This window comes from Rhodospirillum centenum SW (genome assembly GCF_000016185.1).
GTDB lineage: Bacteria > Pseudomonadota > Alphaproteobacteria > Azospirillales > Azospirillaceae > Rhodocista > Rhodocista centena.
The window spans coordinates 167,111-180,338 of record NC_011420.2 but is presented as its reverse complement, the minus strand read 5'-3'; the positions used below and the strand labels follow the sequence as shown (position 1 = coordinate 180,338).

Below are 13,228 nucleotides of genomic sequence, written 5' to 3'. Positions count from 1 at the left end.
GCGTGACCCTGCAAGCCACGCTGAGCGGCGAGATCTACGGAGTCCTGCTGGTGCTGGTGCGGGTCGGCGCCGCCCTGTCGATGCTGCCCGGCTTCGGAGAGATGGCGGTGCCCATGCGCACGCGCATGGCCGCAGCCCTGGCGCTGGCGCTGGCGCTGGCCGCCGCTGTGCCCGGCCTGCCGGCCGTCCCCCCCGCCGGTCCGGGCGAGCTGCTGCGCCATATCGTGGGCGAAGCGATGGCCGGGGCCGTGATCGGGATCGGCGCGCGCATCCTGTTCGCGGCGTTGCAGATCGCCGGACAGATCATCGCCCAGTCGGCAAGCCTGTCGAACATCTTCGCCCTGCCGGGAACCGGCTTCGAAGGCGGTTCCGTGCTCGGCGCCTATCTGATGATGGGTGGTCTGGTCCTGGTCTTCGTCACCGACCTGCACCACGCCATGATCCGCGCCCTGCTGGACAGCTACCAGCTCATGCCGGCGGCGACGATCCCCGACCCGCGCTCGCTGGGCAAGCTGACGGCCGAGACCGTGAACCTGTCCTTCCGGCTGGCCGTGCAGTTCTCCGCCCCGTTCCTGCTGCTGGGGCTCGCCTACAATGTGGGGCTGGGGCTGGTGAACCGGGCGATGCCCCATTTCGCTGTCTTCTTCGTCGGGCTGCCGGTGTCGATCCTCGGCGGGTTCATCGTGCTGGCCCTGGTGGCTGCGGCCATCCTGGGCGGTTTCCTGGACGCTTTCGGCGGCTGGCTGGGCCGCTTCTGACCGGAGAGCGGACCCGCCATGTCGGAAAGGCCCGAAGACAGCCAGAAGACGGAAGAACCGACCCAACGCAAGCTGGACGAGGCGCGGCGGAAGGGTGACGTGCCCGTCAGCCGCGAGGTCAGTTCGATGATGCTGGTGCTTGCCGGCGTCATCCTGGTCGGGGGCCTGGGGTCCTGGATGGGTGGACACCTGACCGACGACCTGCTGCCGCTGGTGGAGAATCCGGGCGACTTCCCCTTGCAGGCGCCGGCCGACGCCTTCCGGCTGCTGGCCTGGCTGGCAGGGGAGATCGGGCTGGTCCTGCTGCCGGCCGCCGCCATCCTGCTGGCCGCCGTGCTGCTGGCCGCCGTCGGGCAGAACGGGATCGTCTTCACCACCGAACGGCTGAAACCGAAGCTGGAACGCATCTCCCCCATCGCCGGCCTGCGCCGGCTCGTCTCCCTGCGCACCCTGGTCGAGTTCCTGAAGGGGCTGGCGAAGGTGGCGGCGGTCGGCGCCGCCCTGCTGGTGGTGCTGGAGCCCGAGCTGCATCGGATGGAGGCGCTGGCGCTCACCGATGTCGCCGCCCTGCCGGAGCTGCTGACCTCCGTGCTGACCCGCCTGCTGGTGGCAACCCTGATCGCCAGCATCGCCATCGCCCTGCTCGATCTTGTCTGGCAGCAGTTCTCCTGGCGGCGGCAGCAGCGCATGACGCTTCAGGAACTGAAGGAGGAGTTCCGCCAGGCGGAGGGCGACCCGCATGTGAAGGCGCGGATCAGCCAGCTCCGCCGGGAGCGCGCGCGCCAACGCATGTTCTCGGATATTCCCCGGGCCACGGTGGTCATCACCAACCCCACGCACTTCGCCGTCGCGCTGCGTTACGATCTCAGCGAGGCACCGGCCCCGGTCTGCCTCGCCAAAGGCATGGATCTGGTGGCCCGGCGCATCCGCGAGGCGGCGATGGGGCACAAGGTGCCCATCGTCGAAAACCCGCCCCTGGCCCGCGCCCTGCACAAGTCGGTGGAGATCGGCGAGGAGGTGCAGCCGGAACACTACATGGCCGTGGCGGAAGTCATCAGCTACGTCGTCGGCCTTCAGGCGCGCTCCCAGGGTGCCGCACCGACGCCGCCCGGGCAGCCGGGCGTTCCGCCGGCGCGCTAGGGCCGGCCCCGCCCCGCACCCCGACCGCACTCCGTCCACTGGCGAATCCCGGGCAGCAGAAAGGCCGGCCGGAGAGATCCCCGGCCGGCCTTTCTGCTCCCGCCACTGCCGTCACCGGCGTGGCGTTCCCTCACATGTCCGCCCTCACATGCCCGGGCCGGGGACCGGACGGCTTGCCTCCACCGGAGCGGCGGCGGCGACCGGCGTCGCCGGACGGGCGGCGGTCCGCGGGGCCGGCTGGCGGGCAGGCTTCGGTACCGGCGGACGGTCGGCCTCGGGCGTCCGGCGCAGGGCCAGGGTCCGGGTCAGCTCGTTCACCTTGGCCGCGTCCATCTCCGCCAGGATCGGGGCGGAGCGCCGCTCCTCCATGGCATCCACCAGATCGACGAGGATCGGCGTCTCCGTCTCGTTCAGCAGGCGGGCGGCGTCCTTGGGCTTCATGGCACCGTAGATGCCGACGAGGCGTTGCAGATCGGCCTTGGACAGGCTGGTGCGCGTCTCCAGCAGACCCGCCAGTTCGGCGCGGGCCGCCTGCAACCGCTCAAACTGCTCCCGGGCCCGGCGCTCCAGCGCCTCCAGGGTCTGCGCCCGGTTGTCCAGGTCGCGCGCCCGGGCGTCCAGGGCGGCACGCTCCTGGGCCACCATGTCCAGCACGGCAGGGGAACAGGCGCCCGCCGTGGCCACCGGTGCCGGCAGGGGAGCGGACGCCCCGGCCTGCGCGTCGGGCACGGAGGCGGACGGCCCCTGGGGCGCCAGCAGGTCGGCATAGCCCGGTTCACCGGCCATCTCCGGCTGTCGGGAGGGGGGCTGGGCAGGGGGCGCGGCGGCGGACTGGGCCAGGGCCGCCAGTGTATCCGCGACCCCGCCGGCATAGAGCGGGGCCGCCAGAGCGCAGGCGGCGATCATCACGGGCAGAAGTCGGGGACGGGACATCAGGCAGTACTCCCAGGCTCGGGCGGCAGGCCGTCAGAGGCCGCGGAACGTCTCGCGGAAGAAGCGCAGGGCGGCGCGTTCGCCGGTCTTGGGCTCGGGGGCGGGCGGGGCGGCGGGTCGTTGCCGGCGGATCACCCAGCGCGGCTCGGCGGCGCCGGTGGCGACGGCCGGCTTCGGGGCAGGGTCCGCTTCGACCACCGGCTCCGCCGGCGCAGCGACCGGCGCAACCGGGGGAACCGGCCGGGGCTCGGGCACGGCGGCGATGAAGGGGGCGGGCGCCGGCCCTTCCTCCAGCCGGGCCAGCAGGCGCCGGGCCGCGGCACAGGTGGCGTCGATGTCGGCCTTCAGCCGCTCCGCCTCGTCCAGACTGCGCCCCAGACCGACCGCCATCTCCTGCGTGGCGGTGCGGAGACGGGCGATCGACTTCTCGGCCGTGTCCACATTGTCGGAGCAGGACCGCAGCAGCCCGTGCAGTTCCGACTGGGCGCCGCGCAGCGCCGTCAGCCGCTGGTTGAGCCGGGCGAGATGCACCAGCGCGCCGACGAACAGCAGCGCCAGACCCAGGTTCAGCCCGTGCTGGAGCAGTTCAGCGTTGAAGGAGGCCATGGATCACCTCGTCCTGGGCACCAAGATCGGCGTCGATACGGATGGCGACGTTGCCGTTGCGCTGGCCCATCTCGCCGACGAACATCGGGACATGGCCGCAGGTCAGCAGCGCCTGCGCGTCGGGGCGCATGTCGAGCACGAGCTGCGTGCCCTCCTTCCATGCCAGCAGGTCGGTCAGGCTGACCTGCGCCTGCCCCAGCACCGCGGACAGATCCACGCTGGTGCGGCGCAGCTCGTTCTTCAGGTGGGTCTCCCACATGCTGTCACGGCCGAACTTCTCGCCCATGAACATCTGCAGCAGCAGATCGCGGATCGGCTCCAGCGTGGCATAGGGGATCAGCAGCGAGACACAGCCGCCGCGGCCGTCCAGCGCCACCTGGAAGCGGGCGGAGATACAGGCGTTGTTGCTCCGGGTGATGACGGCGAACTGCGGTGTCGTCTCCACCCGCTCGCAGGCGAACCCGACAGCGGAGAGGGGGGAGAAGGCGGTGCCGAGATCCTTCAGCACGGTGCGGATCAGCCGCTCCGCCAGGGCGCGTTCGATCACGGTATAGGGGCGCCCGTCGATCGGCGCGGGGTCGCTGCGCCGGCCGCCGAGCAGGATGTCCACGATCGAATAGATCAGTTCGCTGTCCACGGTCAGCAGGCAGTGGTTGTCCCACTCCTCCGCCCGGACGACGGCGATCAGCGAGGGCAGCGGGATACCCGAGAGATAATCGCCGAAGCGGACCGAGGCGATCTGCTGGACCGTCACCTCGACCGTGCCCGAGGTCAGGTTGCGGAAGCTGGTGTTCAGCAGCCGGACCAGGCGGTCGAACACCACGTCCAGCATGGGCAGCCGGTCGTAGTTCACGAAGCTGGAATTGACGATCTGGTCGATGACGCTGCGGGTCCGGACCGACTTGGAATCGTCCACGTCCAGCAGCCGGTCGATCTCCGTCTGGCTGAGCGTCTTCTCGCTGCCGGCCACCATCGCCTCCCAGGCGACGAGGGCCTCGTCTTCGTCGGCGGGGGCCGTCTCATCGGGTTGATCGATCATCGCTCACCTACTGGAGGATCATGGTTCTGAGCAGGACGTCCTCGACCGGCACCGGCGCGGCCAGCAGGCGGCTGCGCCGCAGCAGGCCTTCGCGCAGGCGGGCAAGGCCGGCATTGCCTTCCAGGTCGTGCTCGTCGAGCTGGCGGAGGTAGTCCTGCATCCCGTCGATCAGGACGGGTTCCAGCGTCGCCAGCTCCGCCGCCTTGTCGGGAGCGGTACGGAGGGTGACGCCGATCTTCAGCAGCTTGACCTTTGAGGTCGGTCGCAGATTGACGGTCAGGTCCGGCAGCTTGACGAAGGCGGACCAGCCGGCCTGGGCCGGCGGAGGCGCCTCATCGGTCCAGAGACCGATCTCCCGGCTGCCGACGGAGGCGAGAAGCCCGAGGACGCCGGCGCCGACAACGGCGCCCGCTCCCAGCAGAAGCCGCCGACGGCGTGACGCCTGCGCTTCATCGGCCTTTTTCGTCAGTCTCTCGAAAGTGCTTTCCGACATGACCCCAGTCGTCCGTTCCGCAGGCCGAAGAAAAAACCGCGAATTTTACTGAATTCCTTTCCGAAGCACCCTGGCCGTTTTTTACCACCGCTAAAATCAGGGCCTGTACGGTGCCGTTCGGTTGCGGTCGGACGATAAGCGCGACCGGTCTTCAGAAACGTAAAAGATTCGGAGCCGTGGTGGCGAACCTCCTTCAGAACCTGCGGGCCCTGGGCCAGCGCCGTCTGATGCTTCTCGCGGCAGCTGGAGCCGGCGTCCTGCTGGCCGTCGCCCTGGTGGCGTTCGGCCTCTCCCGTGCGCCCATGGGCTTGCTCTATGCCGGTCTGGACGACGCAGAAGCCGGCCGCATCCTGACGCAGCTTCAGAGCATGAAGGTGCCGTACCAGGTGTCCGGGACGGGCGGTGCGATCCTGCTGCCGCAGGACCAGATCGCCCGGACCCGGATGCTGCTGGCGCAGCAGGGGCTGCCCTCGGCCGGAGGCGCCGGCTATGAGCTGTTCGACGAACAGGGCGCGCTCGGCCTCACCTCCTTCATGCAGCGCCTGAACAAGGCGCGGGCGCTGGAGGGCGAGCTGGCACGCACGATCCAGACCCTGAACGGGGTCAAGTCGGCGCGCGTCCACCTGTCCATGCCGGACGGCGAGGCCTTCGCCCCCGGGGCAGCCCCGGCCGGCGCCTCCGTCGTCGTCCGGACCGTCACCGGCGGGCTGGACCGCTCCCAGGCGCTGGCGATCCGCCACCTCGTCGCGGCGGCCGTGCCGCGGTTGCAGCCCGGCGCGGTCACGGTGATGGACGCCTCCGGCGTCGTCCTGGCCGCCGACGGCGGGGCGACGGACGGGCTGGCCCTGCTGCACGCGGAGGAGCTGCGCTCCGCCACCGAGACACGGCTCGCCCGCGCGATCGAGGAGATGCTGGTGCCCCGTTTCGGGCCGGGCAACATCCGCGTGCGCGTGGCCGCCGAGATCGACCTGGGCCGGGAGACCCTGCGCGAACAGACCTTCGATCCGAACAGCCGCGTGCTGCGCTCCACCCAGACGGTGGAGGAGCGGGAAAGCTCCCTGGACCGGGACACCGACCAGCCGACCACGGTGGAGCAGAACCTGCCGCTGGAGGCGGCCGACGCCCAGGCGCCCCAGGGCTCGCGCAGCGAAAGCGCACGGGAGGAGGAGACGGCGAACTACGAGATCAGCTCCATCCTGCGCGAACGCGCCCAGGATGCGGGCGAGATCAGGCGTCTGGCCGTCGCCGTGGTGGTGAACGGGAGCTATGTCCCCGGTGCCGACGGCAAGAGCGTCTACCAGCCCCGCAGTGACGAGGAACTGTCGCGCATCGAGCATCTGGTGCGCACCGCGATCGGGTTCGATGACCGGCGCGGCGACATGGTGGCGGTGGAGAATCTCCAGTTCCTCGCCGGCCCCGAGGAGCCGGTCGCGGCGCCGGCCACCGAGCCCGGCCTCGTCGGCAACGACATGGTGCGGCTGCTGCAATGGGTGGTGCTGGGTGTCGTCGCGGTTCTGGTGATCCTTCTGGTGCTCCGCCCTCTGGTGCTGCGCTCCAAGGAAGTCCCGGCTCCGGCGGCCGCGCAGGCTGCGGCACCGCCACAGCTTGCCGACGCCACCACGCCGGTGGCGGGCCAGCTCACCCATGAGGGCAGCGACCTGGTTCCGGCCGGGGAGGAGGGGTCGCAGGAGATGGACGACATCGTCGATCTCCGCAGCGTCGAGGGCGGCGTCAGTGCCGCAGCCCTGCGCCGGCTGGCCGGGATCGTGGACGAGCACCCCGAGGAGAGCATCACCGTGCTGCGCACCTGGATCTATGAGGGAGCTTCCTGATGCCCCGCCCCTTCCGGTTCGGAACCGAGTTCCCGCCCGACCTGCCACCCGGCAGTGCCGATGTCCCGCCCGAGCCGCTGCGCAGCACGACGACGGTCGGCGGCTTCACCGAGGAGGACCTGGAATCGGTGCGCGACCGCGCCTTCCGCCAGGGTCTGGAAGTCGGTGAGCGCAACGGCTTCGAGCGCGGACAGCAGAGCGCCCGGCAGGCCGCCGAGGCGCAGATGGCCGAGGCGCTCGCCGGGATCGAGGCCGCCCTGCGGCGGGCCGACGAGACGGTCGGTCCCTTCCGGGAACAGATCGAGCGCGACGCCGTCCGCGTCGTCTCCTCGCTGGTGACGCGGCTCGCCCCGCCGCTGCTCGATACCGTGGCCGAGGCCGAGCTGGACACTCTGGTGCTGGACTGCCTGCACGCTGCCGTCGGCACGCCGCGGCTGGAGCTGAGGCTGCCGCCCGGCAGCGTGGAGCGGATGCGCGAGCAGGTCGAGAAGATGCAGGCCGCCGCCGGCTTCCGCGGCACCGTGGCCCTGATCCCCGACCCGTCGCTGCCACCGGGTGCCGCCACTGCGGACTGGGGTACCGGCGGGGCCGTGCGCGACCCCAAGGTGGTGGAACGCCGCCTGTCGGACGCCGTCGCCATCGCCATCAGCCGGCTGACCCTGCGCGGCGGCCCGCGCGCCTGACCGCCCCCATCGCCCCCACGCCTTCCGCCAGGACAGGAGATCCCGACCATGACGACGCAGCCCGCCAGCTACACCGATACCATCGCCAAGCCCGCCGGGGCGGACGCGGCCGCCACCGCCCGCCCGGCCGCCCCCGAGGAACCCGGCCAGGACCGGGACGAACTGCGCGCCATCTTCAACGTGCCGGTCAATGTCCAGGTCGTGCTCGGCCGCACCACCATGCCGGTCAGCCAGCTCCTGAAGCTGGGCCGCGGCGCCGTGGTCGAACTGAACCGCAAGGTGGGGGAGGCGGTGGACGTCTTCGTCAACGACCGCCTGATCGCCCGCGGCGAAGTGGTGATCGTGGACGACGGCCGCCTGGGCGTCACCATGACCGAGATCGTCAAGGCCGAGCTGAGCCTGCTGTGAAAGCCCGCGCGACGCTGCTGGCGGCCGGCGCCGCCCTGCTGACGACCCTGCTCGCCGCCGCCCCGGCGCTGGCGCAGAGCTTCAGCATGGACATGGGCGGGACCGGCGACGCCTCGTTCGCGGGGCGCATGGTGCAGGTGGTGGCCCTGGTCACCATCCTGTCCGTAGCGCCGGGCCTGCTGGTGATGGTGACGAGCTTCACCCGCATCGTCGTCGTGCTGTCGCTGCTGCGCTCCGCCCTCGGCCTGCAGCAGACGCCGCCGAACATGGTGCTGCTGGGTCTGGCGCTCCTGCTGACCGCCTATGTCATGGGCCCCACCCTTGACCGGAGCTGGCGTGAGGGCGTGCAGCCCATGGTGGACGGCCAGATCACCGAGGAGCAGGCGTTCGAGCGCATCGTCGAGCCGTTCCGGGACTTCATGCAGGCCCATGTCCGGCCGAAGGATCTGGAGCTGTTCCGCAGCTTCGAGGCGGGAACGAAGTCCGGAGCGGCTCCGGCAGCCGGTTCCGCGGGTCCCGCGCCATCCACGGAAGAGGCCGCCAGCGCCCCCGGCCTGCGCACCCTGATCGCGGCCTTCGTCATCTCCGAGCTGCGGCGCGCCTTCGAGATCGGCTTCCTGCTGTTCCTGCCGTTCCTGGTGATCGACATGATCATCGCTGCGGTGCTGATGGCCATGGGCATGATGATGCTGCCGCCCGTCATCATCTCGCTGCCGTTCAAGATCATCTTCTTCGTGATGGTGGACGGCTGGCTGCTGGTCGCCGGTGCCCTGGTGCGCAGCTACGGGGGCGTCGGATGACGCATTCCCGGCCACCACGGCAGGAGGCCCGCGCCGCGGCCCTCACCTATGAACAGGGCTCCGACGCTCTGCCGCGGGTGGTGGCGAGCGGGCGCGGGGCCGTGGCCGAGCGCATCGTCGATCTGGCCTTCCTCCACGGCGTCCCGGTGCGCGAAGACGCTGATCTGGCCCGCGTGCTGGCCGCCATCGACCCGGGCACGGAGATCCCGCCCGACGCCATCATGGCCGTGGCCGAGGTGCTGGCGCACCTCTACCGCCTGAACCGCTCTCTGGCGTCGGACCGATCCGGTCCCGCCCTGACCGAACCCAAGACCGATCCCGCCTGACGCCCGAGAGGACGCGATGCTGCCGAAGATCCGTAGCGACTACAAAAGCCTGACCGGTCTGGAGAAGACGGCCGTGATCCTGCTCGCGCTCGGCGAGGAGCGCGGGGCGCGGCTGATGGAGCGGCTGGAGGACGACGAGATCCGCGACGTCAGCTATGCCATGGCGGGCCTGGGCACCGTGTCGGGCAAGGTGGTCGAGCGGCTGATCCGCGACTTCAGCGAGCGCTTCGCCGGTACCGGCGAAATCCTCGGCGGCTTCGACAGCACCGAGCGTTTCCTCGCCCGTTTCCTGCCCAGCGACCGGGTGCAGGAGATCCTGTCCGAACTGCGCGGCCCCGCCGGCCGGACCATGTGGGAGAAGCTCTCCAACGTGAACGAGCAGGTGCTGGCCAACTATCTGCGCAACGAGCACCCGCAGACCATCGCGGTCGTGCTGACCCGCATCCGGCCGGAGCATGCGGCCAAGGTGCTGGGCCTGCTGCCGGGCAATCTCGTGCAGATGATCGTCAGCCGCATCATCAAGATGGAGGCGGTGCCGCGCGACGTGCTGGAGGATGTGGAGAAGACCCTGCGCAGCGAGTTCATGGCGAACTATGTCCGCGCCCACGGCCACGACAGCCACGCCATCATGGCGGAAATCCTCAACCGCACGGACAAGGAACTGTTCGAGCAGATCATGGACCCGCTGGAAAAGCGGATGCCCGAGAGCGCCACGCGGATCAAGCAGCTCATGTTCACCTTCGAGGATCTGGCGCGGCTGGACCCGCAGGCGATCCAGACGGTCATCCGCAACACCGACAGCGAACGCCTCGCCTACGCGCTCAAGGGGCTGGACGACCCGATCCAGCAGGTCTTCCTGGAGAACATGTCCGAACGCGCCGCGGCGCTGCTGCGGGAAGAGATGGACCTGCTGGGCGCCGTCCGCGCCCGCGACGTGGAGGAGGCGCGCGACGCCATCCTGCGCACCACCAAGCTGCTGGCGGAAGAAGGCCAGATCGTCATCAACCGCGGCAGCGACTCCGCTGCCTACCTCGTCTACTAGGCGGGGACGGACCCGTCGCATGGCGGAGCAGGGCGGATACGGACCGGGCGGCGTCGCCCCGGTCGGCAACGTGGGGCCGGTGCAGCGGCCGGTCCAGACCCATCCGGCCGTGCAGGCGCCGCATGCGCTGGTGGCGGCCCGGCCGGCGGAGCTGCCGGCCGGAACGGTCACCGTCACCGGGGTCCTGGGCGCGGCCGGAACCGACGGGCTGCTGCCGCTGACCACCAGCTTCGGCACCCTGCTGCTGCGCCCCGTGCCCGGCGCCTGGCCGCCGGAACTGCCGGCGGGCAGCAATCTGACGGTCAGCCTGGGCAGCCGCGGCGGTGTGGTGATCACCGCCTCCACGCCCGCGACCTCGCCGGCCATGCTCCAGGTGGAGCGGGCAAGCGCCCTGCCCACACGGGTCGCGGGCGCCGAGGGAAGCCTCGCCAGCCGGGCCGTCGGAGCATCGGAAGCGGCGTTGCGCGGCCTGCTGGCCCTGTCGGCCGCACCGGCGGCGACACAGCCGGCCTCCACGCCCGCGGTCCCGCCGGCGGCGCTGCCGGGGGCGGTCCCGACCGCCGCGCCGGGCAGCCCACACGCTCCCGCGGCGACACCGGCGCTGCTCTCCGTCGCCGGCAGCATCCGCGGCCCCACCGTCGCCCCGACGCCGGTAGCGGCGCTGCCGTCGCTCCCGCGCGGCGTGACGGCGCCCGCTTCCCCCGTCTCGATCCCGGCGCTCGGACGGTCGCTGGGCGGCGGAACCGACGATCTGCTGCGGCAGGGGGCGGCAGTGGCTGCGCGCGGAGCGGTCACGGGACAGGCCGCCGCCCTGGGAACGGGGCTGACGCCGGAGGGACGCGAACTGCTGGCCGATCTGGCCGGCGGCGTGGAACCGGAAGCGGCGCCTCGGCCGGACCTCCTGCTCGCCGCGGCGCTCGCGAACCCCGCCGTCGCGGCCCGCCTGGGCCCGTTGCTGCCGCGGCCCGACCGTCTGGGCGGGCTGGCATTGCTGCTCTATCTGTTCGGCGCCCGCGGCGGCGGCCTGCGCGCCTGGACCGGCCTGGAGGGCCTGGAGCGGTCGGGAAAGGTGGGGGCGAGCCTGAAGCGGATCGAGGAAGCGATGACCCCGACACCGCGGCCGACCGCGGACGGAAGCGTCTGGTCGGCCCTTCTGGCCCCGCTGCTGGACCCCGACGGCGACGGGCTCTCCATCCTCCTCCTCGCCAGCCGGCAGGGCCCGCCCGAGCCCCTGGACGGGGAAGAGGACGAGGCGGGGTCGCCGCGTCCGCGCGTGGGGCGGCCGGTCGATTTCGCGGTCGGCGCAGAGCTGAGCGAGCTGGGGCCGGTGCAGATCCTGGGCCGTGCCGGAGGGCTGGACCTGCGGCTGGAGATCAGCGTCGGCGGCCTGCCGGAACCGGGGCTGAGACAGGATTTCGAGGCGGCGCTCGCCGAGGCGCTGCCGGCCGTCAGCCGCCTCCGGGTCGCCTGGGGCACCCCGCCCGCGAAGCCGGAACTGATGCCCGGCGGCACGCTGCCACGCCTTGATGCGCGGCTATGACGGAAATCCCCGAAGATTTGAATATTCTTTAATTCTATCGATCTTTTAACCCGGCTTTAAACCGGCGCCGGCACAATTTTATCGAGTTTTGCAGCAAGCCCGAACGGGCACGAACCGGACAGGACCCGTCATGCCGCACACCGCGCCGATATCGCTGACGACCGAACTTCATCTGCTGCTTGACCAGGCCGCCGAACTGGCGGACGAGACCGGACTGGCCCGTCTGCGCGAAATCCTGCTCTATCTGAGCGAAGGCGCCGAGATCAAGGACTACTCTGTCGAAGTTCCCCAGGGCCTCGACCACAATCCCCTGTTCCAGCGGCAGCTCATGTTGCAGCATCTGCTGACCACCGTGGCCGCCGGCCGCTGCTGACCACAACCGACAGGGACGGACCTGAACGGGCGGAGCGTCAGCGCCCCTTGAGACGCTTCTCCGCCCCGTCCAGGACTTCCCAGAATTCCTTGAAGAGCTGCACGCGCAGGTCGTAGCCCGCGTCGCGTGGTGCGGTATCCGGATGGAACCGGCGCGCGAATGCCGACTTGATGGCCGAAATCTCCTTCAGCGCCAGCACCGTGTCGGCAAGCCGCACGCTGTCGTCCATGGCCGCTGATTCCGGTTCGGCAGCGGGAGGGGGCCGTGGTGGCGCCTCGCGGCGCCATTCCGCCTCCATGCCGTGCAGACGCGGCCCGGGCACCGGCTGGAAATGCGTCAGGATGCGCCGCGCCACCTGGGCATCGAGACAGACATAGGTCGCCGCGACACGGCCCTCGCTCTGCCAGCGCACGACACGGGCCTCGATCGGAAAGCTGAACCGCTCCCCGCTGCTGGCGACGAAATCCAGGTCCGCCGAAAAGCGCCGGCCCGGCTGCATCGGCCGGTCAAGTCCGTCCAGCAGCAGGCCGTTCAGGCTCCAGTTCAAGACCCGGCAGGGGATTCCATCCACCAGAGCGCCGCCGGCCTGGACCGGCTCGCGGATCTGCCGGCGCTTCTCGAAAAAGGAGGTCCTGCTCACGGCGCGCGGGGCTCAGGGGGAAAGGGACGGGGGCTCAGAATCGCAGAGAGGACTTAAGTGGCGCTTAAAGCCGGTCAAGACCGGCGTCACGGCCCCGCTGCGGGATCAGTCGCCATCGTCCCGGTAGGGAAAGTCGGGATCGCTCCCGTCCGCCCGGAAGCGCCAGACCTTCCGCGGCGCGATGCTCATGTCCCCCTGCTTCAGGCGGTCCAGGATGGCGCCCGCGATCGCGGCGAGAAGCCGGTCCGCCCATGGCTTCATCGCAGCCGTCCCTTCCGTGAGGAAGGCCGGCGAATAGAGGGTCCGGGCCACGCCCTCGGCATGGACGTCCAGGAAGGCGGCGGCCAGGGCAGCGCACTCCGCCGGCTCCAGGACCGGCTCGATGTCCTTGGCCGCCGCGGCGACGACCGGATAGAGCAGGTGTCGCCGCTCCTCCAGGTCGTCCCGGATGTCCAACTGGTCGGCCAGTTTGGCGATGTAGGCGGCTTGCCGGATCGGCAGGTCGCGCAGGGCCGGATCGAGAATCGAACGGTGGTTCATGGGTCCGCTGGGGGCTGCGCCGCACCCCATGCTTGCGCAGCCCGTCAGCGGGCGCAAGCTGTCCGTGGCGACGGG

16 protein-coding genes are annotated in these 13,228 nt (G+C 70.9%); 10 read left to right on the top strand and 6 right to left on the bottom strand.

What is annotated here, in order from left to right; genetic code table 11:
- The first annotated feature begins 2 nt into the window (after positions 1-2).
- The gene (locus RC1_RS00870) at positions 3-758 is read left to right on the top strand and encodes a flagellar biosynthetic protein FliR (protein ID WP_012565430.1); all 756 of its coding nucleotides are present in this window, start codon (positions 3-5) and stop codon (positions 756-758) included.
- A gap of 18 nt (positions 759-776) precedes the next feature.
- Positions 777-1,898 (top strand): flagellar biosynthesis protein FlhB, encoded by a 1,122-nt coding sequence (gene flhB, locus RC1_RS00865; RefSeq protein WP_012565429.1) that lies wholly within the window; start codon positions 777-779, stop codon positions 1,896-1,898.
- Between the two features lie 144 nt (positions 1,899-2,042).
- On the opposite strand, the gene RC1_RS00860 is transcribed toward flhB, so the two are convergent.
- The 4 genes from RC1_RS00860 to RC1_RS00845 are packed head-to-tail and all read right to left on the bottom strand — an operon-like array spanning position 2,043 to position 4,969.
- Positions 2,043-2,831 (bottom strand): MotE family protein, encoded by a 789-nt coding sequence (locus RC1_RS00860; protein ID WP_012565428.1) that lies wholly within the window; start codon positions 2,829-2,831, stop codon positions 2,043-2,045.
- Between the two features lie 33 nt (positions 2,832-2,864).
- Entirely contained in the window at positions 2,865-3,437 is a 573-nt protein-coding gene (locus RC1_RS22415) for a DUF6468 domain-containing protein (RefSeq protein WP_012565427.1), read from the bottom strand.
- On the bottom strand, positions 3,418-4,476 hold the full coding sequence (gene fliM, locus RC1_RS00850; RefSeq protein WP_012565426.1) for a flagellar motor switch protein FliM: 1,059 nt from the start codon (positions 4,474-4,476) through the stop codon (positions 3,418-3,420). The genes RC1_RS22415 and fliM overlap by 20 nt, the downstream gene beginning before the upstream one ends.
- 7 nt (positions 4,477-4,483) lie before the next feature.
- Complete coding sequence (locus RC1_RS00845) at positions 4,484-4,969, bottom strand: flagellar basal body-associated FliL family protein (RefSeq protein ID WP_012565425.1); 486 nt, start codon at positions 4,967-4,969, stop codon at positions 4,484-4,486.
- 179 nt (positions 4,970-5,148) lie between these two features.
- Here RC1_RS00845 and fliF point away from each other — a divergent pair, with 179 nt between their 5' ends.
- The 8 genes from fliF (at position 5,149) to RC1_RS00805 (ending at position 11,973) form a co-directional block, all read left to right on the top strand.
- A complete protein-coding gene (gene fliF / locus RC1_RS00840) occupies positions 5,149-6,801 on the top strand; it encodes a flagellar basal-body MS-ring/collar protein FliF (RefSeq protein WP_041785720.1) in 1,653 nt (550 codons plus the stop codon).
- Positions 6,801-7,484, top strand: coding sequence for a FliH/SctL family protein (locus RC1_RS00835; protein ID WP_012565423.1), 684 nt, complete (start codon positions 6,801-6,803; stop codon positions 7,482-7,484). Before fliF ends, RC1_RS00835 begins: the two co-directional genes overlap by 1 nt.
- A 48-nt stretch (positions 7,485-7,532) precedes the next feature.
- Entirely contained in the window at positions 7,533-7,892 is a 360-nt protein-coding gene (fliN, locus tag RC1_RS00830) for a flagellar motor switch protein FliN (RefSeq protein WP_012565422.1), read from the top strand.
- A complete protein-coding gene (gene fliP / locus RC1_RS00825; RefSeq protein WP_012565421.1) occupies positions 7,889-8,692 on the top strand; it encodes a flagellar type III secretion system pore protein FliP in 804 nt (267 codons plus the stop codon). The genes fliN and fliP overlap by 4 nt, the downstream gene beginning before the upstream one ends.
- Positions 8,689-9,018: an EscU/YscU/HrcU family type III secretion system export apparatus switch protein gene (locus RC1_RS00820; protein WP_012565420.1), complete on the top strand. Its 330-nt coding sequence runs from the start codon at positions 8,689-8,691 to the stop codon at positions 9,016-9,018. Before fliP ends, RC1_RS00820 begins: the two co-directional genes overlap by 4 nt.
- Positions 9,019-9,034: 16 nt before the next feature.
- Positions 9,035-10,060: a flagellar motor switch protein FliG gene (fliG, locus tag RC1_RS00815; protein ID WP_012565419.1), complete on the top strand. Its 1,026-nt coding sequence runs from the start codon at positions 9,035-9,037 to the stop codon at positions 10,058-10,060.
- 19 nt (positions 10,061-10,079) lie between these two features.
- Positions 10,080-11,600 carry a hypothetical protein gene (locus tag RC1_RS21060; protein WP_012565418.1) on the top strand — a complete coding sequence of 507 codons (1,521 nt, stop codon included), beginning with the start codon at positions 10,080-10,082 and terminating at the stop codon, positions 11,598-11,600.
- A gap of 130 nt (positions 11,601-11,730) precedes the next feature.
- Positions 11,731-11,973 (top strand): hypothetical protein, encoded by a 243-nt coding sequence (locus tag RC1_RS00805; RefSeq protein ID WP_012565417.1) that lies wholly within the window; start codon positions 11,731-11,733, stop codon positions 11,971-11,973.
- A 37-nt stretch (positions 11,974-12,010) separates the two neighbouring features.
- On the opposite strand, the gene RC1_RS00800 is transcribed toward RC1_RS00805, so the two are convergent.
- Positions 12,011-12,613 (bottom strand): J domain-containing protein, encoded by a 603-nt coding sequence (locus tag RC1_RS00800; RefSeq protein ID WP_012565416.1) that lies wholly within the window; start codon positions 12,611-12,613, stop codon positions 12,011-12,013.
- Between the two features lie 105 nt (positions 12,614-12,718).
- Positions 12,719-13,153: a hypothetical protein gene (locus RC1_RS00795; RefSeq protein WP_012565415.1), complete on the bottom strand. Its 435-nt coding sequence runs from the start codon at positions 13,151-13,153 to the stop codon at positions 12,719-12,721.
- Between the last annotated feature and the right edge of the window lie 75 nt (positions 13,154-13,228).

Excerpts from the sequence above, each read along its gene's own strand:
- RC1_RS00795 (WP_012565415.1), bottom strand. The coding sequence starts at position 13,153 with ATGAACCACCGTTCGATTCTCGATCCGGCCCTGCGCGACCTGCCGATC.
- RC1_RS00845 (WP_012565425.1), bottom strand. The coding sequence starts at position 4,969 with ATGTCGGAAAGCACTTTCGAGAGACTGACGAAAAAGGCCGATGAAGCG.
- RC1_RS00860 (WP_012565428.1), bottom strand. The coding sequence starts at position 2,831 with ATGTCCCGTCCCCGACTTCTGCCCGTGATGATCGCCGCCTGCGCTCTG.
- RC1_RS22415 (WP_012565427.1), bottom strand. The coding sequence starts at position 3,437 with ATGGCCTCCTTCAACGCTGAACTGCTCCAGCACGGGCTGAACCTGGGT.
- RC1_RS00805 (WP_012565417.1), top strand. The coding sequence starts at position 11,731 with ATGCCGCACACCGCGCCGATATCGCTGACGACCGAACTTCATCTGCTG.
- RC1_RS00835 (WP_012565423.1), top strand. The coding sequence starts at position 6,801 with ATGCCCCGCCCCTTCCGGTTCGGAACCGAGTTCCCGCCCGACCTGCCA.
- flhB (WP_012565429.1), top strand. The coding sequence starts at position 777 with ATGTCGGAAAGGCCCGAAGACAGCCAGAAGACGGAAGAACCGACCCAA.
- fliG (WP_012565419.1), top strand. The coding sequence starts at position 9,035 with ATGCTGCCGAAGATCCGTAGCGACTACAAAAGCCTGACCGGTCTGGAG.
- RC1_RS21060 (WP_012565418.1), top strand. The coding sequence starts at position 10,080 with ATGGCGGAGCAGGGCGGATACGGACCGGGCGGCGTCGCCCCGGTCGGC.
- fliM (WP_012565426.1), bottom strand. The coding sequence starts at position 4,476 with ATGATCGATCAACCCGATGAGACGGCCCCCGCCGACGAAGACGAGGCC.
- fliN (WP_012565422.1), top strand. The coding sequence starts at position 7,533 with ATGACGACGCAGCCCGCCAGCTACACCGATACCATCGCCAAGCCCGCC.
- RC1_RS00820 (WP_012565420.1), top strand. The coding sequence starts at position 8,689 with ATGACGCATTCCCGGCCACCACGGCAGGAGGCCCGCGCCGCGGCCCTC.